The sequence below is a fragment of the Streptococcus mitis genome (assembly GCF_047465045.1).
In the GTDB taxonomy this organism is placed as follows: Bacteria; Bacillota; Bacilli; order Lactobacillales; family Streptococcaceae; genus Streptococcus; species Streptococcus mitis_DT.
The window spans coordinates 33,574-60,014 of the sequence record NZ_JASHAR010000015.1 but is presented as its reverse complement, the minus strand read 5'-3'; the positions used below and the strand labels follow the sequence as shown (position 1 = coordinate 60,014).

The 26,441-nt window shown below is 41.8% G+C and carries 33 protein-coding genes, 1 pseudogene and 2 other annotated features; of the genes and pseudogenes, 31 read left to right on the top strand and 3 right to left on the bottom strand.

Features of this window, described 5'->3' with window-relative positions; genetic code table 11:
- Positions 1-152, top strand: a 152-nt coding sequence (locus tag QM409_RS08360; protein ID WP_414305677.1) for a transposase, incomplete at its 5' end; no start/stop codon positions are given.
- Between the two features lie 102 nt (positions 153-254).
- Here QM409_RS08360 and QM409_RS08355 read toward each other — a convergent pair.
- Both QM409_RS08355 and QM409_RS08350 read right to left on the bottom strand, forming a co-directional pair.
- Positions 255-1,337: a DEAD/DEAH box helicase gene (locus tag QM409_RS08355; protein ID WP_414305676.1), complete on the bottom strand. Its 1,083-nt coding sequence runs from the start codon at positions 1,335-1,337 to the stop codon at positions 255-257.
- Positions 1,334-2,311, bottom strand: a complete 978-nt coding sequence (locus tag QM409_RS08350) for a Gfo/Idh/MocA family protein (RefSeq protein ID WP_414305675.1) — start codon at positions 2,309-2,311, stop codon at positions 1,334-1,336. Before QM409_RS08350 ends, QM409_RS08355 begins: the two co-directional genes overlap by 4 nt.
- Positions 2,312-2,464: 153 nt before the next feature.
- Between QM409_RS08350 and QM409_RS08345 the strand changes: the two genes are divergently transcribed.
- The 5 genes from QM409_RS08345 (at position 2,465) to QM409_RS08325 (ending at position 5,061) form a co-directional block, all read left to right on the top strand.
- Positions 2,465-3,157: a YoaK family protein gene (locus QM409_RS08345; protein WP_070842946.1), complete on the top strand. Its 693-nt coding sequence runs from the start codon at positions 2,465-2,467 to the stop codon at positions 3,155-3,157.
- A gap of 58 nt (positions 3,158-3,215) precedes the next feature.
- Positions 3,216-3,303: a sequence feature (ribosomal protein L21 leader region), on the top strand.
- Positions 3,304-3,339: 36 nt separating this feature from the next.
- Entirely contained in the window at positions 3,340-3,654 is a 315-nt protein-coding gene (gene rplU / locus QM409_RS08340; RefSeq protein ID WP_000109141.1) for a 50S ribosomal protein L21, read from the top strand.
- Positions 3,655-3,669: 15 nt separating this feature from the next.
- On the top strand, positions 3,670-4,014 hold the full coding sequence (locus tag QM409_RS08335; RefSeq protein ID WP_000613699.1) for a ribosomal-processing cysteine protease Prp: 345 nt from the start codon (positions 3,670-3,672) through the stop codon (positions 4,012-4,014).
- Between the two features lie 16 nt (positions 4,015-4,030).
- The gene (gene rpmA, locus QM409_RS08330) at positions 4,031-4,324 is read left to right on the top strand and encodes a 50S ribosomal protein L27 (RefSeq protein WP_000916509.1); all 294 of its coding nucleotides are present in this window, start codon (positions 4,031-4,033) and stop codon (positions 4,322-4,324) included.
- 326 nt (positions 4,325-4,650) lie between these two features.
- Positions 4,651-5,061: a DUF5301 domain-containing protein gene (locus QM409_RS08325; RefSeq protein WP_414305674.1), complete on the top strand. Its 411-nt coding sequence runs from the start codon at positions 4,651-4,653 to the stop codon at positions 5,059-5,061.
- 174 nt (positions 5,062-5,235) lie between these two features.
- Here the strand turns inward: QM409_RS08325 and QM409_RS08320 are convergent.
- Positions 5,236-5,310, bottom strand: a pseudogene (locus tag QM409_RS08320) (AraC family transcriptional regulator); the annotation flags it as partial.
- Here QM409_RS08320 and QM409_RS08315 point away from each other — a divergent pair.
- From QM409_RS08315 to QM409_RS08195, 25 genes are all read left to right on the top strand, one after another.
- Positions 5,303-6,211: a LysR family transcriptional regulator gene (locus QM409_RS08315; protein WP_001025694.1), complete on the top strand. Its 909-nt coding sequence runs from the start codon at positions 5,303-5,305 to the stop codon at positions 6,209-6,211. The pseudogene QM409_RS08320 and the gene QM409_RS08315 sit on opposite strands and share 8 nt — an antisense overlap.
- Positions 6,208-6,669 (top strand): signal peptidase II, encoded by a 462-nt coding sequence (gene lspA, locus QM409_RS08310; RefSeq protein ID WP_024057716.1) that lies wholly within the window; start codon positions 6,208-6,210, stop codon positions 6,667-6,669. The genes QM409_RS08315 and lspA overlap by 4 nt, the downstream gene beginning before the upstream one ends.
- Complete coding sequence (locus tag QM409_RS08305; RefSeq protein ID WP_414305673.1) at positions 6,659-7,549, top strand: RluA family pseudouridine synthase; 891 nt, start codon at positions 6,659-6,661, stop codon at positions 7,547-7,549. Before lspA ends, QM409_RS08305 begins: the two co-directional genes overlap by 11 nt.
- A gap of 109 nt (positions 7,550-7,658) precedes the next feature.
- Positions 7,659-8,768: a glutamate 5-kinase gene (proB, locus tag QM409_RS08300; RefSeq protein WP_414305672.1), complete on the top strand. Its 1,110-nt coding sequence runs from the start codon at positions 7,659-7,661 to the stop codon at positions 8,766-8,768.
- Between the two features lie 9 nt (positions 8,769-8,777).
- Positions 8,778-10,040: a glutamate-5-semialdehyde dehydrogenase gene (locus QM409_RS08295; protein ID WP_414305671.1), complete on the top strand. Its 1,263-nt coding sequence runs from the start codon at positions 8,778-8,780 to the stop codon at positions 10,038-10,040.
- Positions 10,041-10,043: 3 nt separating this feature from the next.
- Positions 10,044-10,841 (top strand): pyrroline-5-carboxylate reductase, encoded by a 798-nt coding sequence (gene proC, locus QM409_RS08290; RefSeq protein WP_414305670.1) that lies wholly within the window; start codon positions 10,044-10,046, stop codon positions 10,839-10,841.
- A gap of 229 nt (positions 10,842-11,070) precedes the next feature.
- Positions 11,071-11,709: a dTMP kinase gene (tmk, locus tag QM409_RS08285; RefSeq protein WP_173254338.1), complete on the top strand. Its 639-nt coding sequence runs from the start codon at positions 11,071-11,073 to the stop codon at positions 11,707-11,709.
- Positions 11,706-12,596: a DNA polymerase III subunit delta' gene (locus QM409_RS08280; protein ID WP_414305669.1), complete on the top strand. Its 891-nt coding sequence runs from the start codon at positions 11,706-11,708 to the stop codon at positions 12,594-12,596. Before tmk ends, QM409_RS08280 begins: the two co-directional genes overlap by 4 nt.
- A 39-nt stretch (positions 12,597-12,635) precedes the next feature.
- The gene (yabA, locus tag QM409_RS08275) at positions 12,636-12,953 is read left to right on the top strand and encodes a DNA replication initiation control protein YabA (RefSeq protein WP_000358227.1); all 318 of its coding nucleotides are present in this window, start codon (positions 12,636-12,638) and stop codon (positions 12,951-12,953) included.
- Between the two features lie 2 nt (positions 12,954-12,955).
- Positions 12,956-13,834 carry a 16S rRNA (cytidine(1402)-2'-O)-methyltransferase gene (gene rsmI / locus QM409_RS08270; protein ID WP_414305668.1) on the top strand — a complete coding sequence of 293 codons (879 nt, stop codon included), beginning with the start codon at positions 12,956-12,958 and terminating at the stop codon, positions 13,832-13,834.
- 134 nt (positions 13,835-13,968) lie between these two features.
- Complete coding sequence (trmFO, locus tag QM409_RS08265) at positions 13,969-15,303, top strand: methylenetetrahydrofolate--tRNA-(uracil(54)-C(5))-methyltransferase (FADH(2)-oxidizing) TrmFO (protein ID WP_414310498.1); 1,335 nt, start codon at positions 13,969-13,971, stop codon at positions 15,301-15,303.
- Positions 15,304-15,386: 83 nt separating this feature from the next.
- Complete coding sequence (pyrH, locus tag QM409_RS08260) at positions 15,387-16,124, top strand: UMP kinase (RefSeq protein ID WP_414305142.1); 738 nt, start codon at positions 15,387-15,389, stop codon at positions 16,122-16,124.
- Positions 16,125-16,132: 8 nt separating this feature from the next.
- On the top strand, positions 16,133-16,690 hold the full coding sequence (frr, locus tag QM409_RS08255; RefSeq protein WP_001262225.1) for a ribosome recycling factor: 558 nt from the start codon (positions 16,133-16,135) through the stop codon (positions 16,688-16,690).
- A 59-nt stretch (positions 16,691-16,749) separates the two neighbouring features.
- A complete protein-coding gene (gene cvfB / locus QM409_RS08250) occupies positions 16,750-17,604 on the top strand; it encodes an RNA-binding virulence regulatory protein CvfB (protein ID WP_308525693.1) in 855 nt (284 codons plus the stop codon).
- Positions 17,605-17,612: 8 nt separating this feature from the next.
- Positions 17,613-17,828: a YozE family protein gene (locus QM409_RS08245; RefSeq protein WP_218493511.1), complete on the top strand. Its 216-nt coding sequence runs from the start codon at positions 17,613-17,615 to the stop codon at positions 17,826-17,828.
- An 84-nt stretch (positions 17,829-17,912) separates the two neighbouring features.
- Positions 17,913-18,917, top strand: coding sequence for a PhoH family protein (locus tag QM409_RS08240; RefSeq protein ID WP_261020117.1), 1,005 nt, complete (start codon positions 17,913-17,915; stop codon positions 18,915-18,917).
- A gap of 106 nt (positions 18,918-19,023) precedes the next feature.
- Positions 19,024-19,593, top strand: coding sequence for a GNAT family N-acetyltransferase (locus QM409_RS08235; RefSeq protein WP_414305141.1), 570 nt, complete (start codon positions 19,024-19,026; stop codon positions 19,591-19,593).
- Between the two features lie 66 nt (positions 19,594-19,659).
- Complete coding sequence (locus QM409_RS08230) at positions 19,660-20,307, top strand: helix-hairpin-helix domain-containing protein (protein ID WP_414305140.1); 648 nt, start codon at positions 19,660-19,662, stop codon at positions 20,305-20,307.
- On the top strand, positions 20,291-22,531 hold the full coding sequence (locus QM409_RS08225) for a DNA internalization-related competence protein ComEC/Rec2 (protein ID WP_414305139.1): 2,241 nt from the start codon (positions 20,291-20,293) through the stop codon (positions 22,529-22,531). Before QM409_RS08230 ends, QM409_RS08225 begins: the two co-directional genes overlap by 17 nt.
- Before the next feature lie 72 nt (positions 22,532-22,603).
- Positions 22,604-22,735: a sequence feature (ribosomal protein L20 leader region), on the top strand.
- 15 nt (positions 22,736-22,750) lie between these two features.
- Positions 22,751-23,281 carry a translation initiation factor IF-3 gene (gene infC, locus QM409_RS08220; protein ID WP_000848180.1) on the top strand — a complete coding sequence of 177 codons (531 nt, stop codon included), beginning with the start codon at positions 22,751-22,753 and terminating at the stop codon, positions 23,279-23,281.
- A gap of 32 nt (positions 23,282-23,313) precedes the next feature.
- Positions 23,314-23,514: a 50S ribosomal protein L35 gene (gene rpmI / locus QM409_RS08215; RefSeq protein WP_001125943.1), complete on the top strand. Its 201-nt coding sequence runs from the start codon at positions 23,314-23,316 to the stop codon at positions 23,512-23,514.
- 51 nt (positions 23,515-23,565) lie between these two features.
- Complete coding sequence (gene rplT / locus QM409_RS08210; RefSeq protein ID WP_000124834.1) at positions 23,566-23,925, top strand: 50S ribosomal protein L20; 360 nt, start codon at positions 23,566-23,568, stop codon at positions 23,923-23,925.
- Between the two features lie 58 nt (positions 23,926-23,983).
- Positions 23,984-24,364 (top strand): VOC family protein, encoded by a 381-nt coding sequence (locus tag QM409_RS08205; RefSeq protein WP_000157153.1) that lies wholly within the window; start codon positions 23,984-23,986, stop codon positions 24,362-24,364.
- Positions 24,365-24,612: 248 nt separating this feature from the next.
- Positions 24,613-25,413: a dihydroorotate dehydrogenase electron transfer subunit gene (locus QM409_RS08200; protein WP_261035470.1), complete on the top strand. Its 801-nt coding sequence runs from the start codon at positions 24,613-24,615 to the stop codon at positions 25,411-25,413.
- Positions 25,376-26,362, top strand: a complete 987-nt coding sequence (locus tag QM409_RS08195) for a dihydroorotate dehydrogenase (RefSeq protein ID WP_414305138.1) — start codon at positions 25,376-25,378, stop codon at positions 26,360-26,362. Before QM409_RS08200 ends, QM409_RS08195 begins: the two co-directional genes overlap by 38 nt.
- The last annotated feature ends 79 nt before the right edge of the window (positions 26,363-26,441 follow it).

Genomic DNA, 26,441 nt, shown 5'->3' with positions numbered 1-26,441 from the left:
TTGAGGTGGAACCTGTCTTTGGGCAGATAAAGGCTTGTTTGGGTTACAAGAGATGGAATCTGAGAGGGAAGCGTCAAGTGAGAATTGACATGGGATTGGTACTTATGGCCAATAACCTCCTAAAATATAATAAGAGAACGACTCAAAATTAAAAAGCTAGAGTTCCGCTATTGGAAATCTCTAGCTTTTTTGTGGCTGAGAACTATTTTGTCTCAGGTTCTTTATCTTCAATCAGGGGTTGGCAAGAGCCAACCTTATTTGATATAGAGTTCTTGATTTTTTAGGACAATCTCTCGTACACTTGTAAACTTTTTGAGTTTTTTGATTTCTTCTGGATGAGTGACGAGAGTGATAACATAACCTTCCTTGCCCATACGGCCAGTACGGCCAGCACGGTGAGTGTAGGTCTCGCTATCTCTTGGAACATCAAAGTTTACGACGCATTCTAGGCTATCGATATCAATTCCACGAGCCAGGAGGTCAGTTGCAAGAAGCAGGGTTAGTTGCTTGTCTTTAAACTTTTCTAAGATGACTTTTCTAAATTTGACATTGACATCACTAGCGAGGGAAACAGCCAAGATATCCCGATACTGTAGTTTTTCTTCTGCGCTTCCAAGGTCTGATAGGCTGTTAAAGAAGACCAGACCGCGGAAATCCTCAACATGAGCTAGTTTTCGTAGAATATCCACTCGGTGACGTTGATCAACCTGCATATAGAAATGTTGGATGTTGTCCAATTTTTGGTCAGAAAGATCAATGGTACGTGTGTTAGGCGCAATCTTTTCTTGGTCAAACTTGGCCGTCGCACTCATGTAGACGAGTTGGTGATCGCGAGGTGCGTAGTGAGTAATTTTTTCGATAAAGTGTATCTGAGAATCATCAAGCAATTTGTCAAATTCATCCAAGATGATGGTTTCTACATTCATCATCTTGATTTTTTTCAATTTAATCAACTCAAAGATACGACCAGGGGTTCCAATCAGAATTTCTGGTCCTTTTTTTAGGCGTTCAATCTGGCGTTTCTGACTCGAACCTGATAAGAAGAGTTGGACAGTTAAGCCGATAGCTTCAGCCCATGTTTTACATACATCAAAAATCTGTCCAGCAAGTTCCGTATTTGGTGCTAGAATCAAGAGTTGTTGCGCTTTTTTCTTTTGTAGTCTGAGAAGACTTGGTAGAAGGTAAGCTAGGGTCTTACCAGTTCCTGTTGGGCTCACTCCTAGGAGGTTTTCTCCAGCAAGAAGGTGCTCAAATAGTTGAGTTTGAATGGGGGTGAATTCTTGGAAACCGAGTTGGTCACTCAGTTCTTGCAATTCAGTTGGTAGTTTGTTTTTCATTTTTCTGCCTCAAATCTAATGCCAGCAGTCTGGCGCATAGTATATAGTAGCTCATGAACTGAACTTGCATCCTCCAGCCAAGTTTGGTAGAGCTTCAGATCTGGTTGCTGGATCATGTGTGCAAATGTAGCGACTTCCTCAGTCATCGTATGAGGATCCTGTTGGATAGGGAGTTGGACTTGATTGCCTTGATGGTCGGTAAAAATAGCCGAGCGAACATGCTCAATTGTGTTGAGGGTTAAGGTGCCATCTGTCGTATAAATCTCGCAAGGAAGATTGGAAGTGATGTTTTTCCCAGCCTTGATGTGAACCTGAAAGTCAGGGTAGAAGAGGATTCCGTCACCATTTAGGTCAATGCTATTGTCAAGCTGTTGCCCCTGATAGGTTGCATTCTTAGCTTTTCCAAAGAGACGAACGGTAGCGTAGAGGGGATAAATCCCCAAATCCATAAGAGCTCCACCAGCAAAACGGTCTGAGAAGACATTTGGTGTCTCCCCAGTCAACAAGTCAGGCATTTTGGAAGAATACTTGGCATAGTTGAAATCTGCTCCCAAAATTTGTTTGTCTGCTAAAAAGTTTTTGATGATAGTGAAAGCTTTTTCATGGTAATTGCGAGCTGCTTCGAATATAAAACAGTGATTTTTCTCAGCTGTATGTCTCAAATCTAGCCATTCTTGTGGCTGAGTGACAGCTGGCTTTTCAAGAATGACATGTTTACCTGCAGACAATGCAGCTTTTGCCTGAGCAAAATGCAAGGAGTTTGGGCTAGCAATATAGACCACATCAAAGGAGCTCTTGAAGAAGTCCTCTACTTGATCAAAGAGTTGGATATTCTGATAGCGAGAAGCAAAGGTTGCCGCAGTTTCTAGTTTTCTAGAATAGACTGCGACCAGCTTGTACTCTCCACTGGAATGGGCTGCTTCTATGAAGTGGTGGCTGATAGTCCCTGTTCCGATGACACCTAATTTAAGCATAGTTACTCCTTTTCCGATTTCAAATCCTTCTTTCATTATAACATAGATAGACGGGACTATCCAACAGAGGGTAAAAAATTTCAAATAAGCTACTAGGTCTTTTCCAAAGAAAGTGGTACAATAGTGAGATGAGTAAATGAAATAGGAGGAAAAATGAGGTTACTACCTATAAGAAAAATATCACGTCAGTCTAAGAGGCTAGCGCTTTTTTTGACTTTTTGTGCAGGATATGTAGATGCCTATACTTTTATTGTCCGAGGGAATACTCTTGTAGCTGGACAAACTGGAAATGTCGTCTTTCTATCAGTGGGGCTCATTCAACACAATGTTTCAGATGCTAGTGCCAAAGTAATGACCTTGCTAGCTTTTATGATGGGGGTCTTTTTACTAACGATTTATAAGGAAAAATTGAGAATTGTGAAAAAGCCCATTCTGTCCTTGATTCCTTTGGCAATCCTATCAATCATTATTGGTTTTGTACCACAGACTGTAGATAATATCTATTTAGTACCGCCCTTGGCCTTTTGTATGGGGTTGGTGACAACCGCTTTTGGAGAAGTGTCGGGTATTGCTTATAATAACGCTTTTATGACAGGGAATATCAAACGGACTATGCTGGCTTTTGGAGATTATTTCCGAACCAAGCACACACCTTTTTTGCGTGAAGGATTCATATTTGTAAGCCTGCTTAGTAGTTTTGTCCTTGGTGTTGTCTTTTCAGCCTATTTGACGATTTTCTATCATGAAAAGACCATTCTTGGTGTTCCTATTATGATGAGTATTTTTTATGTCAGCATGCTTTTTGCCAAGTGGCGGAAAAAAGTAAAAGAAAAAGCTTTATTTTAGGTGTTATTACTTGTAAGAAAATAGGAGATATGCTATACTTGAAGAGTTGACTATGCACGATCCTGTGCAACCGCACGAACATCGTTGCTTGATTATTCAAGTTTAAGTGGTTCGTCCCACGATGCTAGGCGAGTCTTCACAAAAAATTCGGGGAAACCCATAAAAATCATAGGAGGTGCATAATGAGCACATACGCAATTATCAAAACTGGCGGAAAACAAGTTAAAGTTGAAGTTGGTCAAGCAGTTTACGTTGAAAAATTGAACGTTGAAGCTGGTCAAGAAGTTACTTTTAACGAAGTTGTTCTTGTTGGTGGTGAAAACACTGTTGTCGGAACTCCACTTGTTGCTGGAGCTACTGTAGTTGGAACTGTTGAAAAACAAGGAAAACAAAAGAAAGTTGTTACTTACAAGTACAAACCTAAAAAAGGTAGCCACCGTAAACAAGGTCACCGTCAACCATATACAAAAGTTGTCATCAACGCAATCAACGCTTAATTTTAAGGAGAACACATGATACAAGCAGTCTTTGAGAGAGCCGAAGATGGCGAGCTGAGGAGTGCGGAAATTACTGGACACGCCGAGAGTGGCGAATACGGCTTAGATGTCGTGTGTGCATCGGTTTCTACGCTTGCCATTAACTTTATCAATTCTATTGAAAAATTTGCAGGCTATGAACCAATCCTAGAATTAAACGAAGATGAAGGTGGCTATCTGATGGTTGAAATTCCAAAAGATCTTCCTTCACACCAGAGAGAAATGACCCAGTTATTCTTTGAATCATTTTTCTTAGGTATGGCAAACTTATCGGAGAACTCTTCTGAGTTCGTCCAAACCAGAGTTATCACAGAAAACTAACACGGAGGAAAACATTATGTTAAAAATGACTCTTAACAACTTGCAACTTTTCGCCCACAAAAAAGGTGGAGGTTCTACATCAAACGGACGTGATTCACAAGCGAAACGTCTTGGAGCTAAAGCAGCTGACGGACAAACTGTAACAGGTGGATCAATCCTTTACCGTCAACGTGGTACACACATCTACCCAGGTGTAAACGTTGGACGTGGTGGAGACGATACTTTGTTCGCTAAAGTTGAAGGCGTAGTACGCTTTGAACGTAAAGGACGCGATAAAAAACAAGTTTCTGTTTATCCAATCGCTAAATAAAAAGGTCCAGTGAACCTTTTTATCCCGAGCCTTGAAATGTAAAGGCGAGGAAGCTAGAAGTAGCATAAACTAAGGCTTTCCGAGTTTTCGGAGAGCCTATTTTTTTATTTTGATACCCACGCTGATACCCATATTTTAAAAACCAATGTAAGAAGCGAACTTGTCGGCTACTTTGTCTTTTAGATACAATTATAAAATAGTGGAATGTGAGCCTTTTACAGTAATGAATGTTATAAGGGAATAAGATATTGTAAAAATTGCTAAGATTTGATATAATAATTTTATCTTGGTAAGCTAGCAGAAATATGGAAAGGATGTAAACCTGTATGAAAAAAATTATCACTATAATAGTCTGTTCAATCTCTTTTCTTGTTTTATCTGCTTGTGTCAGTAAGAAAAAACTTGTTCTTCCTGAACCTGAAACGATCTCTGTAATTTCCCTGCAGAAAAAAACCTCTGAAGATATTAAAACTATCAACAAGAGAGAAGAAATTTCAAAATTGATTAAGGAGATACAGAGACAGTCAAAATCTACCTCTTTGGAGAGTGTAAATGATCAACCGACAAATGTTAAAGATTATATCATTATCAAGTTTTATCATCAGAATGAAGAAAAGGATAGTGTAGTCTATCTATATACTAAGAAGAAAAGACAGTATATTGAGCAACCTTATGCTGGTATTTGGCAAGTAAGTCCAGATATAGCCAATAGGATTAAAGAGTTTTTTTCTAGTTGATTTATAGGACAAAAGAAAATGTTAGAGGCTTTTCTTGCATCATATTATAAACGGTAAATCAACAAGATTTGCTGTTTTTATTTGTTTGAACCAAAATGAGGACTGAAAAAGACATTATTCTAATTCTTGTATTGGGTTGTTAGACTCTTCATTGGAATTTGAAAATTTCCAGACTTTTTTCCTTTTTGGAAAACTTCTAAAATATGGTATAATGAAAAGATAAAGAAGTTGGGGGTAGAAGATGAACATTCAACAATTACGCTATGTTGTGGCTATTGCGAATAGCGGTACTTTTCGTGAAGCTGCTGAAAAGATGTATGTTAGTCAGCCGAGTCTGTCTATTTCTGTTCGTGATTTGGAAAAAGAGTTGGGCTTTAAGATTTTCCGTCGGACCAGCTCAGGGACTTTCTTGACTCGTCGTGGTATGGAATTCTATGAAAAAGCTCAAGAATTGGTTAAAGGATTTGATATTTTTCAAAATCAGTATGCCAATCCTGAGGAAGAAAAAGATGAATTTTCCATTGCTAGCCAGCACTATGACTTCTTGCCACCAACTATTACGGCTTTTTCAGAGCGTTATCCTGACTATAAGAACTTCCGTATTTTTGAATCAACTACTGTTCAAATCTTAGATGAAGTAGCTCAAGGGCATAGTGAGATTGGGATTATCTACCTCAACAATCAAAACAAAAAGGGCATTATGCAACGGGTTGAAAAGCTAGGCTTAGAGGTCATTGAATTAATTCCCTTTCATACCCACATTTATCTCCGCGAGGGGCACCCTTTAGCTCAGAAAGAGGAATTGGTCATGGAGGATTTAGCAGATTTACCAACGGTTCGTTTTACTCAAGAGAAAGACGAGTACCTTTATTATTCAGAGAACTTTGTCGATACCAGTGCGAGCTCACAGATGTTTAATGTGACAGACCGTGCTACCTTGAATGGTATTTTAGAGCGGACGGACGCCTATGCGACTGGTTCTGGATTTTTAGATAGTGATAGTGTTAATGGCATTACAGTTATTCGTCTCAAGGATAACCTAGATAATCGCATGGTCTATGTTAAACGTGAAGAAGTGGAGCTGAGTCAAGCTGGGACTCTCTTTGTAGAAGTCATGCAAGAATATTTTAATCAGAAGAGGAAATCATGAAAAAAAGAGGAATAGTGGCAGTCATTGTACTGCTTTTGATTGGGCTGGATCAGTTAGTCAAATCCTATATCGTCCAGCAGATTCCACTGGGTGAAGTGCGCTCTTGGATTCCCAATTTCGTTAGCTTGACCTACCTGCAAAATCGAGGGGCAGCCTTTTCTATCTTACAAGACCAGCAGTGGTTATTTGCTATCATTACACTGGTCGTTATGGTAGGTGCCATTTGGTATCTACATAAACACATGGAGGACTCATTCTGGATGGTCTTGGGTTTGACCTTGATAATCGCAGGTGGTCTTGGAAACTTTATTGACAGAGTCAGTCAGGGCTTTGTTGTGGATATGTTCCACCTTGACTTTATTAATTTTGCAATTTTCAATGTTGCAGATAGCTATTTGACTGTTGGAGTGATTATTTTATTAATTGCAATGCTAAAAGAGGAAATAAATGGAAATTAAAATTGAAACTGGTGGCCTGCGTTTGGATAAGGCTTTGTCGGATTTGACAGAATTATCACGCAGTCTCGCGAATGAACAAATCAAATCAGGACAGGTCTTGGTCAATGGCCAAGTCAAGAAAGCTAAATACACAGTTCAAGAAGGCGATGTCGTCACTTACCATCTGCCAGAACCAGAGGTTTTAGAGTATGTAGCTGAGAATCTTCCGCTAGAAATCATCTACCAAGATGAGGATGTGGCCGTCGTTAACAAACCTCAGGGGATGGTTGTGCATCCGAGTGCTGGTCATACTAGTGGAACTCTGGTAAATGCCCTTATGTATCATATTAAGGACTTGTCGGGTATCAATGGGGTTCTGCGTCCAGGAATTGTTCACCGTATTGATAAGGATACGTCAGGTCTTCTCATGATTGCTAAAAATGATGAGGCGCATCTAGCACTTGCCCAAGAACTTAAGGATAAAAAGTCTCTCCGCAAATATTGGGCGATTGTTCATGGAAATTTGCCTAATGATCGTGGTGTGATTGAAGCGCCGATTGGCCGTAGTGAAAAAGACCGTAAGAAACAGGCTGTGACTGCTAAAGGGAAGCCTGCAGTGACTCGTTTCCACGTCTTGGAACGCTTTGGTGATTACAGCTTAGTGGAGTTACAACTGGAGACAGGGCGTACCCATCAAATCCGTCTTCACATGGCTTATATTGGTCATCCAGTCGCTGGGGATGAAGTCTATGGTCCTCGTAAGACTCTGAAAGGGCATGGACAATTTCTTCATGCCAAGACGCTAGGATTTACCCATCCGAGAACAGGTGAGACCTTGGAATTTACAGCAGATATTCCAGAGCTTTTTAAGGAAACCTTGGAGAGATTGAGAAAGAATTAGATTTGATAAAAGGTTGAGATGACTTGTCTCGACCTTTTTCCTATCAACTCTTTTCTATTTCCTGCTATTCATGTTATAATGGATAAATATGAAGAATCGGAGTGAGACTATGAAATACAAACGGATTGTCTTTAAGGTGGGGACTTCTTCTTTGACGAATGAGGATGGAAGTTTATCACGTAGTAAAGTAAAAGCTATTACCCAACAGTTGGCTATGCTGCACGAGGCTGGTCATGAATTGATTTTGGTGTCGTCGGGTGCCATTGCTGCTGGTTTTGGAGCCTTAGGATTTAAAAAGCGTCCGACTAAGATTGCTGATAAGCAGGCTTCAGCAGCGGTAGGGCAGGGGCTTTTGTTGGAAGAATATACGACCAATCTTCTCTTGCGCCAAATCGTTTCTGCACAAATCTTGCTGACCCAGGATGACTTTGTGGATAAGCGCCGTTATAAAAATGCCCATCAGGCTTTGTCAGTTCTACTTAGCCGTGGCGCGATTCCTATCATCAACGAGAATGACAGTGTCGTTATTGATGAGCTCAAGGTTGGGGACAATGATACTCTGAGTGCACAGGTTGCAGCCATGGTTCAAGCTGACCTTTTGGTCCTATTGACAGACGTAGACGGTCTCTATACAGGAAATCCTAATTCAGATCCAAGAGCCAAACGCTTGGAGAAAATCGAGACTATCAATCGTGAGATTATTGATATGGCCGGTGGAGCAGGTTCGTCTAATGGTACAGGTGGCATGTTAACCAAAATCAAAGCTGCAACTATCGCGACGGAATCAGGAGTTCCTGTTTATATCTGCTCATCCTTGAAGTCAGATGCCATGATTGAATCAGCTGAGGAAACCGAGGATGGTTCCTACTTTGTTGCTCAAGAAAAGGGGCTTCGTACCCAAAAACAATGGCTGGCCTTTTATGCTCAGAGCCAAGGTTCTATTTGGGTTGATAAAGGGGCTGCTGAAGCTCTCTCTCAACATGGAAAGAGTCTTCTCTTATCTGGTATTGTTGAATCAGAAGGAGCCTTTTCTTACGGTGATATCGTGACAGTATTTGACAAGGAAAGTGGAAAATCACTTGGAAAAGGACGCGTGCAATTTGGAGCATCTGCTTTGGAGGATATGTTACGTTCTCAAAAAGCCAAGGGTGTCTTGATTCACCGTGATGACTGGATTTCCATTACTCCTGAAATCCAACTACTCTTTACAGAATTTTAGAGGTAAACTATGGTAAGTACACAAGAACAATTTGAACAGGTACAGGCTGTTAAGAAGTCTATCAACACAGCTAGTGAAGAGGTGAAAAACCAAGCCTTGCTAGCCATGGCTGATCACTTATTAGCAGATAATGAGGAAATTTTAGCAGCCAATGCCCTTGATATGGAAGCTGCTAAGGGTAAAATCTCAGATGTGATGCTGGATCGTCTTTATTTGGATGCAGGGCGTATAGAAGCAATGGCAACTGGGATTCGTGAAGTGGTTGCTTTACCAGATCCAATTGGTGAAGTTTTAGAAACAAGTCAGCTTGAAAATGGCTTGGTTATTACCAAGAAACGGGTGGCTATGGGGGTTATTGGTATTATCTATGAAAGCCGTCCAAACGTGACGTCTGACGCGGCTGCTTTGGCTCTCAAGAGTGGAAATGCGGTGGTTCTTCGTAGTGGGAAGGATGCCTATCAAACAGCTCATGCCATTGTCACAGCCTTGAAAAAAGGTTTGGAGACAACGCCCATTCATCCAGATGTAATTCAACTGGTGGAAGATACTAGCCGTGAAAGTAGCTATGCTATGATGAAGGCCAAGGGCTATCTAGACCTTCTCATTCCTCGTGGAGGGGCTGGTTTGATTAATGCCGTGGTTGAAAATGCTATCGTACCTGTTATCGAGACAGGGACTGGGATTGTCCATGTTTATGTGGACAAGGATGCAGATGAGGACAAGGCTCTATCTATCATCAATAATGCCAAAACCAGTCGTCCTTCTGTCTGCAATGCCATGGAGGTTCTGCTGGTTCATGAAGATAAAGCAGCAAGCTTCCTTCCTCGCTTGGAGCAAGTGCTGGTTTCAGATCGAAAAGAAGCTGGTCTGGAACCAATTCAATTCCGCTTGGATGAGAAAGCAAGTCAGTTTGTTTCAGGTAAAGCAGCTGCGGTCCAAGACTTTGACACTGAGTTTTTAGACTATGTCCTAGCTGTTAAGATTGTGAGCAGTTTAGGAGAAGCGGTTGCCCACATTGAAGCTCACAGTACCCATCATTCGGATGCCATTGTGACGGAAAATGCTGAAGCTGCAGCTTACTTTACAGATCAAGTGGACTCAGCAGCGGTTTATGTCAATGCCTCAACTCGTTTCACAGATGGAGGCCAATTTGGTCTTGGTTGTGAAATGGGGATTTCTACTCAGAAACTGCACGCGCGTGGTCCCATGGGCTTGAAGGAGTTGACTAGCTACAAGTATGTGGTTACTGGTGACGGACAGATAAGGGAGTAAGAGATGAAGATTGGATTTATCGGTTTGGGGAATATGGGTGCTAGTTTGGCCAAGGCTGTTTTGCAGGCCAAGACGGGTGATGACCTTCTCCTTGCCAATCGTAGTCAAGCCAAGGTGGATGCTTTCATCGCCGACTTTGGCGGTCAAGCTTCCAGCAACGAAGAAATCTTTGCAGAAGCAGATGTGATTTTTCTAGGTGTTAAACCAGCTCAGTTCTCAGACTTACTTTCTCAATATCAGACCATCCTTGAAAAACGAGAAAGTCTTCTTTTGATTTCGATGGCAGCTGGATTGACTTTAGAAAAACTAGCAAGTCTTATCCCAAATCAACACCGAATTATTCGTATGATGCCAAATACCCCTGCTTCTATTGGTCAAGGAGTGATTAGTTATGCCTTGTCTTCTAATTGCAGGGCTGAGGACAGTGAACTCTTTTGTCAGCTTTTAGCCAATGCTGGTCTCTTGATTGAACTTGGGGAAAGCTTAATTGATGCAGCGACAGGTCTTGCAGGTTGTGGACCAGCCTTTGTCTATCTCTTTATTGAGGCCTTGGCAGATGCGGGTGTTCAGACTGGATTGCCACGAGAGACAGCATTGAAAATGGCGGCTCAAACTGTGGTAGGAGCTGGTCAATTGGTCCTAGAAAACCAAGAGCATCCTGGAGTATTGAAAGACCAAGTTTGTAGCCCAGGCGGTTCGACTATCGCTGGTGTAGCAAGCCTAGAAGCGCATGCTTTTCGAGGAACGGTCATGGATGCAGTTGGTCAAGCCTACAAACGAACACAAGAATTAGGTAAATAAGAGGTGGATTTGTCTGCCTCTTTTATGGTGGTTGATACTCTTCGAAAATCTCTTCAAACTGCGTCAGCTTCCATCTGCAACCTCAAAACAGTGTTTTGAGCAACCTGCGGCTAGCTTCCTAGTTTGCTCTTTGATTTTCATTGAGTATTAAATGAGAAGACAAAAAAGATTGTCACAAACCCCTATTTTTTTGATAGAATAGAAGTAGTAAAAAAGAAATGAGTTAGACATGTCAAAAGGATTTTTAGTCTCTCTTGAGGGACCAGAGGGAGCAGGCAAGACCAGTGTTTTAGAGGCTCTGCTACCAATTTTAGAGGAAAAAGGAGTAGAAGTGCTGACGACCCGTGAACCTGGCGGAGTCTTGATTGGGGAGAAGATTCGGGAAGTAATTTTGGATCCAAGTCATACTCAGATGGATGCGAAGACAGAGTTGCTTCTTTATATCGCCAGTCGCAGACAGCACTTGGTGGAAAAAGTTCTTCCAGCACTTGAAGCTGGTAAGTTGGTCATTATGGACCGCTTCATCGATAGTTCTCTTGCCTATCAGGGATTTGGTCGTGGCTTGGATATTGACGCCATTGATTGGCTCAATCACTTTGCGACAGATGGCCTTAAACCCGATTTGACACTCTATTTTGACATCGAGGTGGAAGAAGGACTAGCTCGCATTGCTGCTAATAGTGACCGCGAGGTCAATCGTCTGGACTTGGAAGGGTTGGACTTGCATAAAAAAGTTCGTCAAGGCTACCTTTCTCTTCTGGACAAAGAAGGAAATCGTATTGTCAAGATTGATGCTAGTTTTCCTTTGGAGCAAGTTGTGGAAACTACCAAGGCTGTCTTGTTTGACAGAATGGGCTTGGCAAGATGAAACAAGATCAACTAAAGGCTTGGCAACCAGCCCAGTTTGACCGCTTTGTCCGTATCCTAGAACAAGAGCAGCTCAATCACGCCTATCTCTTTTCAGGTTTCTTTGGAAGCTTGGAAATGGCGCAATTTTTGGCTAAAAGTCTCTTTTGTACGGATAAAGTAGGTGTTTTACCATGTGAGAAATGCCGAAATTGTAAGCTGATTGAACAGGAAGAGTTTCCAGATGTTACCTTGATTAAGCCAGTCAATCAGGTCATCAAGACAGAACGTATTCGAGAATTGGTGGGGCAGTTTTCCCAAGCAGGGATTGAAAACCAGCAGCAGGTCTTTATTATCGAGCAAGCTGAGAAAATGCATCCTAATGCAGCCAATTCTCTGCTCAAGGTCATCGAAGAACCCCAGAGTGAGGTTTATATTTTCTTCTTGACCAGCGATGAGGAAAAGATTTTACCAACAATCCGCAGTCGGACCCAGATTTTCCACTTTAAAAAACAAGAAGAGAAGCTGATATTGCTCTTAGAACAAATGGGACTGGTTAAGAAAAAAGCGACTCTCCTAGCCCAGTTTAGTCAATCGCGAGCTGAAGCAGAGAAGTTAGCCAATCAGGCAAGTTTTTGGACCTTGGTTGATGAAAGTGAACGCCTGCTGACTTGGTTAGTGGCTAAGAAAAAAGAAAGTTATTTGCAAGTTGCCAAACTAGCTAGCTTGGCAGATGATAAGGAAAAACAAGATCAGGTTTTACGGATTCTTGAAGTCCTCTGTGGGGAGGATCTCCTGCAAGCAAGAGTAAGAGTGATTCTACAAGATTTGCTAGAAGCTAGAAAAATGTGGCAAGCTAATGTCAGCTTTCAAAATGCCATGGAATACCTGGTCTTGAAAGAAATATAAACTCAAAGATGAATGATAAAGAAAGGAAAGGGCTGTTTTATGGACAAAAAAGAATTATTTGACGCGCTAGATGATTTTTCCCAACAGTTATTGGTAACCTTGGCCGATGTGGAAGCCATCAAGAAAAATCTCAAGAGCCTGGTAGAGGAAAATACAGCTCTTCGCTTGGAAAATAGTAAGTTGCGCGAACGCTTGGGTGAGGTGGAAGCAGACGCTCCTGTCAAGGCTAAGCATGTTCGTGAAAGTGTCCGTCGAATTTATAAAGATGGTTTTCACGTATGTAATGATTTTTATGGACAACGTCGAGAGCAGGATGAGGAATGTATGTTCTGTGACGAGTTGTTATACAGGGAGTAGGCATGCAGATTCAAAAAAGTTTTAAGGGGCAGTCTCCCTATGGCAAGCTGTACCTAGTGGCAACGCCGATTGGCAATCTAGATGATATGACCTTTCGAGCTATCCAGACCTTGAAAGAAGTGGACTGGATTGCGGCTGAGGACACGCGCAATACAGGTCTTTTGCTCAAGCATTTTGACATTTCTACTAAGCAGATTAGTTTTCATGAGCACAATGCCAAGGAAAAGATTCCTGATTTGATTGGTTTCTTGAAAGCAGGGCAAAGTATTGCTCAGGTCTCCGACGCAGGTTTGCCTAGTATCTCAGACCCTGGTCATGATTTGGTTAAGGCAGCCATTGAGGAAGAAATTGCGGTTGTGACTGTTCCGGGTGCCTCTGCAGGAATTTCTGCTTTGATTGCCAGTGGTTTAGCGCCACAGCCACATATCTTTTACGGCTTTTTACCGAGAAAGTCAGGTCAGCAAAAGCAATTTTTCGACTTGAAAAAAGACTATTCTGAAACACAGATTTTCTATGAATCCCCTCATCGTGTAGCAGATACGTTGGAAAATATGCTAGAAGTCTACGGTGACCGCTCGGTCGTCTTGGTCAGGGAATTGACTAAAATCTATGAAGAATACCAAAGAGGTACCATTTCTGAATTGCTGGAAAGCATCGCTGAAACGCCGCTTAAGGGAGAATGCCTTCTCATCGTTGAAGGTGCCAGCCAAGATGTGGAGGAAAAGGACGAGGAAGATTTATTTTTAGAAATCCAGGCTCGTATCCAGCAAGGCATGAAGAAAAACCAAGCTATCAAGGAAGTCGCTAAGATTTACCAGTGGAATAAAAGTCAGCTTTATGCTGCCTACCACGAATGGGAAGAAAAGCAAGAAAATGACTAAACAGGGAAGTTTGCCTTCTTCCCTTTTTTTGTTATACTAGTAGAAGAAAAAAATAGAAAGATTTGTGGGTGTCAAACAGTCCAGTGGGGTGTTTTGATATGGACTTAGGTTCCACCCAAAGAGGTATTAGTGTCGTGTCTCAATCTTATATCAATGTTATCGGTGCTGGTTTGGCAGGTTCTGAAGCAGCCTACCAAATTGCAGAACGTGGTATTCCAGTTAAACTTTATGAAATGCGTGGTGTCAAGTCAACACCCCAGCACAAAACAGACAATTTTGCTGAGTTAGTTTGTTCTAATTCCCTTCGTGGGGATGCTTTGACAAATGCAGTTGGTCTTCTCAAGGAAGAAATGCGTCGCTTGGGTTCTGTTATCTTGGAATCTGCTGAGGCTACACGTGTTCCTGCAGGAGGTGCGCTTGCGGTGGACCGCGATGGTTTCTCACAAATGGTGACCGAAAAAGTGGCTAACCACCCCTTGATTGAAGTGGTTCGTGATGAAATTACAGAATTGCCGACAGATGTTATCACAGTTGTGGCGACTGGTCCGTTGACCAGTGATGCCCTGGCTGAAAAGATTCATGCCCTTAATGACGGCGATGGTTTCTATTTCTACGATGCGGCAGCGCCTATTATCGATGTCAATACTATCGATATGAGCAAGGTCTATCTCAAATCTCGTTATGACAAGGGAGAGGCGGCCTACCTCAATGCCCCTATGACCAAGCAAGAGTTTATGGATTTCCATGAAGCCTTAGTCAATGCAGAAGAAGCACCGCTCAATTCTTTTGAAAAAGAAAAGTATTTTGAAGGCTGTATGCCTATCGAAGTCATGGCCAAGCGTGGCATTAAAACTATGCTTTATGGACCTATGAAACCAGTCGGTCTGGAGTATCCGGACGACTACACAGGTCCTCGTGATGGAGAATTTAAGACTCCTTATGCGGTTGTGCAACTTCGTCAGGATAATGCAGCTGGTAGTCTATACAATATTGTTGGTTTCCAGACCCACCTCAAATGGGGAGAACAAAAACGTGTTTTCCAAATGATTCCAGGTCTTGAAAATGCGGAGTTTGTTCGTTATGGTGTCATGCACCGCAATTCTTATATGGATTCACCAAATCTTCTTGAACAGACCTACCGTTCTAAGAAACAACCAAATCTCTTCTTTGCTGGTCAGATGACGGGTGTGGAAGGCTATGTTGAGTCCGCAGCGTCAGGCTTGATTGCGGGAATTAACGCGGCTCGTCTTTTCAAAGGAGAAAGTCCGACTATTTTCCCAGAAAGAACAGCGATTGGAAGTCTGGCTCATTACATCACCCATGCCGATAGCAAACATTTCCAACCAATGAATGTCAATTTTGGAATCATCAAGGAGTTGGAAGGCGAGCGTATCCGTGATAAGAAGGCTCGTTATGAAAAAATTGCAGAGCGTGCCCTCAGTGATTTAGAGGAATTTTTAACAGTCTAATTTTTTTGAAAGAATTGCTCATGATACTATAAAAATCTTAGAAATTGTGATAAAATAGGTAGGATAAAAGAAGGAGAGTGAAAATGGCGAATCCCAAGTATAAACGTATTTTAATCAAGTTATCAGGTGAAGCCCTTGCCGGTGAACGAGGCGTAGGGATTGATATCCAAACAGTTCAAACAATCGCAAAAGAGATTCAAGAAGTTCATGGCTTAGGTATCGAAATTGCCCTTGTTATTGGTGGAGGAAATCTCTGGCGTGGTGAACCTGCAGCAGAAGCAGGTATGGACCGCGTTCAGGCAGATTACACAGGAATGCTTGGGACTGTTATGAATGCTCTTGTGATGGCAGATTCATTGCAGCAAGTTGGGGTCGATACGCGTGTACAAACAGCGATTGCTATGCAACAAGTGGCAGAGCCTTATGTCCGTGGACGTGCCCTTCGTCACCTTGAAAAAGGCCGTATCGTTATCTTTGGTGCCGGAATTGGTTCACCTTACTTCTCAACAGATACAACAGCGGCTCTTCGTGCAGCTGAAATCGAAGCGGATGCTATCCTTATGGCTAAAAATGGCGTAGATGGTGTTTACAATGCCGATCCTAAGAAGGACAAGACCGCTGTTAAATTTGAAGAATTGACCCACCGTGACGTTATCAATAAAGGTCTCCGTATCATGGACTCAACAGCTTCAACCCTCTCAATGGATAACGACATTGACTTGGTTGTCTTCAACATGAACCAACCAGGCAACATCAAACGTGTCGTATTTGGTGAAAATATCGGAACAACAGTTTCAAATAATATCGAAGAAAAGGAATAAGAAAGATTATGGCTAACGCAATTATTGAAAAAGCTAAAGAGAGAATGACCCAGTCTCACCAATCACTTGCTCGTGAATTTGGAGGTATCCGTGCTGGTCGTGCCAATGCAAGCTTGCTTGACCGTGTACATGTAGAATACTATGGAGTCGAAACTCCTCTTAACCAAATCGCTTCAATTACGATTCCAGAAGCGCGTGTTTTGTTGGTAACACCATTTGACAAGTCTTCATTGAAAGACATCGAACGTGCCTTGAACGCTTCTGATCTTGGTATCACACCAGCTAACGACGGTTCTGTGATTCGTTTGGTTATCCCAGCTCTTACAGAAGAAACTCGTCGTGACCTTGCTAAAGAAGTGAAGAAGGTCGGCGAAAATGCTAAAGTGGCTGTCCGCAATATCCGTCGCGATGCTATGGACGAAGCTAAGAAACAAGAAAAAGCAAAAGAAATCACTGAAGACGAATTGAAGACTCTTGAAAAAGATATTCAAAAAGTAACAGACGATGCTGTTAAACACATCGACGACATGACTGCCAACAAAGAGAAAGAACTTTTGGAAGTCTAAAAATAAACAGAAAAACTCAGTTGGCATTGCTGGCTGAGTTTTATTCGAAAGAAGGAAATATGAATACAAATCTTGCAAGTTTTATCGTTGGACTGATTATCGATGAAAATGACCGTTTTTACTTTGTGCAAAAGGATGGTCAAACCTATGCTCTTGCTAAGGAAGAAGGCCAACAAACAGTAGGGGATACGGTCAAAGGTTTTGCCTACACGGATATGAAGCAAAAACTCCGCCTGACCACTCTAGAAGTGACTGCCACTCAGGAACAATTTGGTTGGGGAACTGTAACGGAAGTTCGTAAAGACTTGGGTGTCTTTGTGGATACAGGCCTTCCTGACAAGGAAATCGTTGTGTCACTCGATATTCTCCCTGAGCTCAAGGAACTCTGGCCTAAGAAGGGCGACCAACTCTACATCCGTCTTGAAGTGGACAAGAAAGACCGTATCTGGGGACTCTTGGCTTATCAAGAAGACTTCCAACGTCTGGCTCGTCCTGCCTACAACAATATGCAGAACCAAAACTGGCCAGCCATTGTATACCGTCTCAAGCTGTCAGGAACTTTTGTTTACCTGCCAGAAAATAACATGCTTGGCTTTATCCATCCTAGCGAGCGCTATGCAGAGCCACGTTTGGGTCAAGTTTTAGATGCGCGCGTTATTGGTTTCCGTGAAGTGGACCGTACCTTGAACCTTTCCCTTAAACCACGTTCTTTTGAGATGTTGGAAAATGATGCCCAGATGATTTTGACCTATTTGGAAAGCAATGGCGGTTTCATGACCTTAAATGATAAGTCATCCCCTGAGGACATCAAGGAAATCTTTGGTATCTCTAAAGGTCAGTTCAAGAAAGCACTCGGTGGCTTGATGAAGGCTGGTAAAATCAAGCAAGACCAGTTTGGGACAGAGTTGATTTAGGGTGGTATATGAGAAAATCATTTTACACTTGGCTCATGACTGAGCGTAATCCTAAAAGTAACAGTCCTAAAGCTATCTTAGCAGACCTAGCTTTTGAAGAGTCAGCCTTTCCAAAACACACGGATGATTTCGATGAGGTCAGTCGCTTTTTGGAAGAACATGCCAGTTTCTCTTTTAACCTAGGAGATTTTGACATTATCTGGCAGGAATACTTAGAACACTAGCATGATTCATTGGGTTTGGGCTAGTAATTTCTCCACCCCTTTGCTATAATAAAAAGAAATAAAAGGATTAGAGAGGTTCTTTATTTGAAGGAACATTCAATAGACATTCAACTGAGTCATCCAGATGACCTGTTTCATCTTTTTGGTTCCAATGAACGCCATCTTCGTTTGATGGAAGAAGAGCTTGATGTGGTGATTCATGCCCGTACGGAGATTGTCCAGGTTTTGGGAGAAGAGGCTGCCTGTGAGGAAGCCCGTCAGGTTATTCAGGCTTTGATGGTCTTGGTGAATCGTGGGATGACTGTCGGTACGCCAGATGTGGTGACTGCGATTAGCATGGTCAAAAATGATGAAATAGACAAGTTTGTCGCCCTTTACGAAGAAGAAATCATCAAGGACAATACTGGGAAACCGATCCGTGTCAAAACCTTGGGTCAAAAGCTTTATGTGGACAGTGTCAAACAGCATGATGTGACCTTTGGAATTGGGCCTGCAGGGACAGGGAAGACCTTTCTTGCAGTGACTTTGGCAGTAACTGCTCTCAAGCGCGGCCAGGTCAAACGGATTATCCTAACACGTCCAGCGGTGGAAGCAGGAGAGAGTCTAGGGTTTCTTCCGGGTGATCTCAAGGAGAAGGTGGATCCTTACCTTCGACCTGTTTATGATGCCTTGTATCAGATTCTTGGGAAAGACCAAACGACTCGACTCATGGAACGTGAAATTATAGAAATCGCGCCCCTTGCCTATATGCGTGGACGGACCTTGGACGATGCCTTTGTCATTCTCGATGAGGCGCAAAATACGACTATCATGCAGATGAAGATGTTCTTGACTCGTTTAGGATTTAATTCTAAGATGATTGTCAATGGAGATATCAGTCAGATTGACCTGCCGCGGAATGTCAAATCAGGTTTGATTGACGCTCAAGAGAAACTAAAGAACATTCACCAAATCGACTTTGTTCATTTTTCAGCCAAGGATGTGGTTCGCCATCCTGTTGTCGCTCAGATTATCCGAGCTTATGAACCAGCTCCAGTGAAAAAGGCAGAGAGTGAAGAATTAGAGTCTCAACCTCTATCTGAAGGATAGTTCTTTTGTACTTAAAGTTATCTCAATACTAAGTATAAATTTGCGTTTTAAATATTTCATTCAATATCCTTATCTTAGTTAGAAACTTTTCAAGTGGTGGAATCCTATGGAATCAATTTTTGTAAAATTTGCCCAGTATCCGTCTATAGAAACGGAGCGTTTATTGCTTCGACCTGTAACCTTGGATGATGCGGAAGCAATGTTTGCCTATGCCTCGGATAAGGATAATACACGTTACACTTTTCCAACTAATCAAAATTTAGAAGAAACCAAAAATAATATTGCTCAGTTTTATCTAGCCAATCCATTGGGACGGTGGGGAATAGAACTAAAAAGCAATGGTCAGTTTATTGGAACCATTGACTTGCACAAGATTGATCCTGTTCTTAAGAAGGCAGCTATTGGCTACATTATCAATAAAAAGTATTGGAATCAAGGATTGACGACAGAAGCCAATCGTGCCGTAATTGAGCTAGCTTTTGAGAAAATCGGAATGAACAAGTTAGTTGCTTTACACGATAAGGCTAATCCCGCGTCAGGAAAGGTCATGGAGAAATCAGGAATGCGTTTTTCCCACGAAGAACCTTATGCTTGTATGGACCAGCATGAAGAAGGCCGAATCGTGACAAGAGTTCATTATGTCTTGACCAAGGAAGACTATTTTGCAAATAAATAAGCAGTTGAGAAGAAATTTTCAACTGTTTTTTCTTCCTTTTACGAATAATCTAAGAGAGGAGAAAATATGGAAGCAATTATCGAGAAAATCAAAGAGTATAAAATCATTGTCATCTGTACTGGTCTGGGATTACTTGTCGGAGGATTTTTCCTGCTAAAGCCAGCTCCACACACACCTGTCAAAGAAAGGAATTTGCAGGCAGAAGTTGCAGCTGTTTCCAAGGATTCATCGACCGAAAAGGAAGTGAAGGAAGAAAAGGAAGAACCGGTTGAACAAGATCTAATCACAGTAGATGTAAAAGGCGCTGTTAAAGCACCTGGAATTTATGATTTGCCGGTAGGTAGTCGAGTCAATGATGCTGTTCAGAAGGCTGGTGGCTTGACAGAGCAAGCAGACAGCAAGGAGCTCAATCTAGCTCAGAAAGTTAGTGATGAGGCTCTGGTTTACGTTCCATCTAAGGGAGAAGAAGTAGCTAGTCAACAGGCAGGTTCTGGAGCGCCTTCTTCAACAAGCAAGAACAAGAAGGTCAATCTCAACAAGGCCAGCCTGGAAGAACTCAAGCAGGTAAAGGGACTGGGAGGAAAACGAGCTCAGGACATTATCGATCATCGTGAGGCAAATGGGAAATTTAAGTCGGTTGATGAACTCAAGAATGTCTCTGGAATTGGTGCCAAGACCATAGAAAAGTTAAAAGATTATGTTACAGTGGATTAAGAATTTCTCTATTCCTCTAATTTACCTGAGTTTTCTGTTGCTTTGGCTTTACTACGCCATTTTTTCAGCATCCTATCTTGCTTTGTTGGGCTTCGTTTTTCTGCTAGTCTGTCTTTTTTTCCAATTTCCTTGGAAACCTGCTAGCAAAGTTCTAGTGATTTGTGGAGTCTTTGGCTTTTGGTTTCTGTTTCAAAATTGGCAACAGAGTCAAGCGAGTCAAAATTTGGCGGATTCTGTTGAAAGGGTACGGATTTTGCCCGATACTATTAAGGTCAATGGTGATAGTCTGTCCTTTCGTGGCAAGTCTGATGGACGCATTTTTCAAGTCTATTATAAACTTCAGTCCGAGGAGGAGAAAGAAGCCTTTCAAGCCTTAACAGCTCTTCATGACTTGGAACTAGAAGGGAAGCTTTCGGAGCCAGAGGGGCAGAGGAATTTTGATGGATTTGACTACCAAGCCTATCTGAAGACTCAGGGAATTTATCAAACTCTCAATATCAAAAAAATTCAGTCACTTCAAAAGGTTGGCAGTTGGGATATAGGAGAAAATCTATCCAGTTTACGCCGAAAGGCTGTGGTTTGGATTAAGACACATTTTCCAGACCCTATGCGCAATTACATGACAGGGCTTTTGCTAGGACATCTGGACACAGATTTTGAGGAGATGAATGAGCTTTATTCTAGTCTAGGAATTATCCACCTTTTTGCCTTGTCGGGTATGCAGGTAGGCTTTTTCATGGATGGATTTAAGAAACTTCTCTTGCGATTAGGCTTGACCCAAGAAAAGTTGAAATGGCTGACTTATCCCTTTTCCCTTATCTATGCAGGGCTGACAGGATTTTCAGCATCAGTTATTCGCAGTCTATTGCAGAAGCTACTGGCTCAACATGGTGTTAAGGGTTTGGATAATTTTGCCTTGACGGTCCTTATCCTCTTTATCATCATGCCCAACTTTTTCTTGACTGCAGGAGGAGTTTTGTCATGTGCTTATGCTTTTATCTTGACCATGACTAGCAAAGAAGAGGAGGGACTTAAGGCTATTGCCAGAGAAAGTCTAGTCATTTCCTTGGGAATATTACCCATCCTATCCTTCTATTTTGCGGAATTTCAGCCTTGGTCCATCCTTTTAACTTTTGTCTTTTCCTTTCTTTTTGACTTGGTCTTTTTACCGCTCTTGTCTATCTTATTTGCCCTTTCCTTTCTTCATCCAGTCATTCAGCTGAATTTTATTTTTGAATGGTTGGAGGGAATGATTCGCTTTGTATCACAGGTGGCAAGTAGACCGCTTGTCTTTGGACAACCCAATGCATGGTTTTTAATCTTATTGTTAATTTCCTTGGCTTTAGTCTATGATTTGAGGAAAAACATTAAAAGGCTAGCAGTGTTGAGCTTATTGATTACAGGTCTATTTTTCTTTACCAAGCATCCGCTGGAAAATGAAATCACCATGCTGGATGTTGGGCAAGGTGAAAGTATTTTCTTACGGGATGTAACTGGGAAAACTATTCTCATAGATGTCGGTGGCAAGGTAGAATCTGATAAGAAAATCGAAAAATGGCAAGAAAAGGCGACGACCAGCAATGCCCAGCGAACCTTGATTCCTTATCTAAAAAGTAGAGGAGTAGCCAAGATTGACCAGCTGGTTTTGACAAACACAGACAAGGAGCATGTTGGAGATTTGTTGGAGGTGGCCAAGGCTTTCCATGTAGGCGAAATTTTAGTGTCCAAAGGCAGTTTGAAACAGAAGGAATTTGTTGCAGAACTACAGGCAACTCAAACTAAGGTGCGCAGTGTGACAACAGGAGAGAACTTGCCAATTTTTGGAAGTCAGTTAGAACTCCTATCTCCAAGGAAAATAGGAGATGGAGGTTATGATGATTCCCTGGTTCTGTATGGAAAACTCTTGGATAAAAATTTTCTTTTCACAGGAAATTTGGAGGAAAAAGGAGAGAAGGACGTGCTGAAGCATTATCCTGACCTAGAGGTAGATGTTTTGAAAGCTAGCCAACATGGCTCTAAACAATCATCAAGTTCAGCATTTCTACAACAGCTCAAACCAGAGATTACTCTTATCTCAGTTGGAAAGAACAATCGAACGAAACTCCCCCATCAGGAAACCTTGACACGACTGGAAGGTATCAATAGCAAAGTTTACCGAACTGACCACCAAGGAGCTATACGCTTTAAGGGGTGGAATAGTTGGAAAATCGAAACGGTTGGTTAATGAGCAGAAACTTTTCAAAAAAATAACTTTTTATCTTGACAAGGGCTAGAAAACTTGGTATCATATAAAAGTTGAGAAAAGCAGAAGTGAGAGCTTCTCGCCTTGTGACATTAAGTTGCCTGGCCCTACGGATGAAAAGTTTCTAAGAAACGCTATCATAACGTGCGGGCTTGTATATTTACGAGTCCGTTATTGTTTTTCTCTAATAAAACAAAAGAGGTGAAAACCATAGCAAAGCAAGACTTATTCATCAATGATGAGATTCGTGTACGTGAAGTTCGCTTGATTGGTCTTGAAGGAGAACAGCTAGGCATCAAGCCACTTAGTGAAGCGCAAGCTTTGGCTGATAACGCTAATGTTGACCTAGTATTGATTCAACCCCAAGCCAAACCGCCTGTTGCAAAAATTATGGACTACGGTAAGTTCAAATTTGAGTACCAGAAGAAGCAAAAAGAACAACGTAAAAAACAAAGTGTTGTTACTGTGAAAGAAGTTCGTCTAAGTCCAACTATTGACAAGGGTGACTTTGATACAAAACTTCGCAATGCACGCAAATTCCTTGAAAAAGGAAATAAAGTTAAGGTATCTATTCGCTTTAAGGGTCGTATGATTACCCATAAAGAGATTGGTGCAAAAGTTTTAGCCGAGTTTGCTGAAGCAACTCAAGATATTGCCATCATCGAACAACGTGCTAAAATGGATGGACGTCAAATGTTCATGCAATTGGCGCCAGCGACTGACAAAAAATAATTGTCAGAAAGTTAAATAAAGGAGAAAAAATCATGCCAAAACAAAAAACACACCGCGCATCAGCTAAACGTTTCAAACGTACAGGTTCTGGTGGACTTAAACGTTTCCGTGCTTACACTTCTCACCGTTTCCACGGAAAAACTAAGAAACAACGTCGTCATCTTCGTAAAGCATCTATGGTGCATTCAGGAGATTACAAACGTATCAAAGCAATGCTTACTCGCTTGAAATAATAGCTTGACTGTAAGTAAACAATTCTAGGAAATATTTGGAGGAAATAAAACATGGCACGTGTTAAAGGTGGCGTTGTATCACGCAAACGTCGTAAACGTATTCTTAAATTAGCAAAAGGTTACTATGGAGCTAAACACATCTTGTTCCGTACTGCAAAAGAACAAGTAATGAACTCTTACTACTATGCATACCGTGACCGTCGTCAGAAAAAACGTGACTTCCGCAAATTGTGGATCACTCGTATCAATGCGGCAGCTCGTATGAACGGACTTTCATACTCACAATTGATGCATGGTTTGAAATTGGCTGAGATCGAAGTTAACCGTAAAATGCTTGCTGACTTGGCTGTTAACGATGCAGCAGCTTTCACAGCTCTTGCAGATGCAGCTAAAGCAAAACTTGGTAAATAATAACAGATAAGACTGGAACAGGATTGTCCCAGTCTTTTTGAAAATAAAGGAGAAAAATATGGCTTCAAAAATGCTACACACTTGCTTGCGAGTAGAAAATCTTGAAAAATCAATTGCATTCTATCAAGATGCTTTTGGTTTTAAAGAATTGCGTCGCAGAGATTTTCCAGACCATGCCTTCACGATTGTCTATCTAGGTCTTGAGGGTGACGATTATGAGTTGGAGTTGACTTATAACTACGATCATGGTCCTTATGTTGTTGGAGATGGATTTGCCCATATCGCCCTCAGTACACCTGATCTTGAGGCACTTCATCAAGAGCATAGTGCCAAAGGATATGAAGTGACTGAGCCAAATGGTCTACCAGGAACTGCACCTAACTATTACTTTGTCAAAGACCCTGATGGCTACAAGGTTGAAGTCATTCGTGAAAAATAATCTCGTGAAGTCAAGTAGAATGTTCGTTTTCTACTTGACTTTTTTTAGATGAAAGAGTATACTAATAAAAATTTAACCTTTAAGGGGAGTCCAGAGAGACTCACAAGGTGTCAGATAAAAGAATAGTACAATTTTCTAGAGGGGACTTTTTGAGTGTGCTCTCTTGTGTTGTACGATTTTAACTGAGGCCTTGCACTAGCAAGGTCTTTTCTTTGTCTGGTCCCCTTAAAATTTAAGGAGGAAAAGTCATGAATCCCACATGTAAGAAACGTTTGGGTGCCATTCGTTTGGAAACCATGAAGGTGGTTGCACAGGAGGAAATCGCGCCAGCAATCTTTGAACTAGTCCTAGAAGGAGAAATGGTTGAAGCTATGCGAGCAGGCCAATTTCTTCATCTTCGTGTGCCTGATGATGCCCATCTCTTGCGTCGCCCTATTTCAATTTCGTCTATTGATAAGGTTAAGAAGCAGTGTCACCTCATTTATCGGATTGAGGGAGCTGGGACAGCTATTTTTTCCACTTTAAGTCAGGGAGATACTCTTGACGTGATGGGGCCTCAGGGAAATGGTTTTGACTTGTCTAATCTTGATGAGCAGAGCCAGGTTCTCCTTGTTGGTGGGGGGATTGGTGTTCCGCCCTTGCTTGAAGTAGCCAAGGAATTGCATGCGCGTGGAGTAAAAGTAGTGACAGTCCTCGGTTTTGCGAATAAGTATGCTGTTATCCTTGAAAAGGAATTGGCTCAATATGGTCAAGTCTTTGTAACGACAGATGATGGTTCTTATGGTATCAAGGGAAATGTTTCCGTTATCATCAATGATTTAGACAGTCAGTTTGATGCTGTTTACTCATGTGGGGCGCCTGGAATGATGAAGTATATCAATCAAACCTTTTATGACCACCCAAGAGCCTATCTATCTTTGGAATCTCGTATGGCTTGTGGGATGGGGGCTTGCTATGCCTGCGTCCTAAAAGTGCCAGAAAGCGAGACGGTCAGCCAACGCGTCTGTGAAGATGGCCCTGTTTTCCGTACAGGAACAGTTTTATTATAAGGAGAAAATTATGACTAGAAATCGTTTACAAGTTTCTCTACCTGGCTTGGATTTGAAAAATCCGATTATTCCAGCATCAGGCTGTTTTGGTTTTGGACAAGAGTATGCCAAGTACTATGATTTAGACCTTTTAGGTTCTATTATGATCAAGGCGACAACTCTTGAACCACGCTTTGGCAATCCAACTCCAAGGGTGGCAGAAACACCTGCTGGCATGCTCAATGCAATTGGCTTACAAAATCCTGGTTTGGAAGTTGTTTTGGCTGAAAAGTTACCTTGGCTGGAAAGAGAATATCCAAATCTTCCTATTATTGCCAATGTAGCTGGTTTTTCAAAACAAGAGTATGCAGCTGTTTCTCATGGTATTTCCAAGGCAGCCAATGTAAAGGCTATTGAGCTCAATATTTCTTGCCCCAATGTTGACCACTGTAATCACGGACTTTTGATTGGTCAAGACCCAGATTTAGCTTATGATGTGGTGAAAGCAGCTGTGGAAGCCTCTGATGTACCAGTTTATGTCAAACTAACCCCTAGTGTGACGGATATCGTCACTGTCGCAAAAGCTGCAGAAGATGCGGGGGCAAGTGGCTTAACCATGATCAATACTCTGGTTGGAATGCGTTTTGACCTCAAAACCAGAAAACCAATCTTGGCCAATGGAACAGGTGGGATGTCTGGTCCAGCAGTCTTTCCAGTAGCCCTCAAACTCATACGCCAAGTCGCTCAAACAACAGACCTGCCTATCATTGGAATGGGAGGAGTGGATTCGGCTGAAGCTGCCCTAGAAATGTATCTGGCTGGAGCATCTGCTATTGGAGTTGGAACAGCCAACTTTACCAATCCTTATGCCTGCCCTGATATCATCGAAAATTTGCCAAAAGTCATGGATAAATACGGCATCAGTAGTCTAGAAAATCTACGCAAAGAAGTCAAAGCCCGCCTTAGATAAGCTAAGGTATCATTATCGTCAATAAGACACAGAATTTTCATCATTTTGTAATATTTTCATCTTTATAACTATGTTAGAA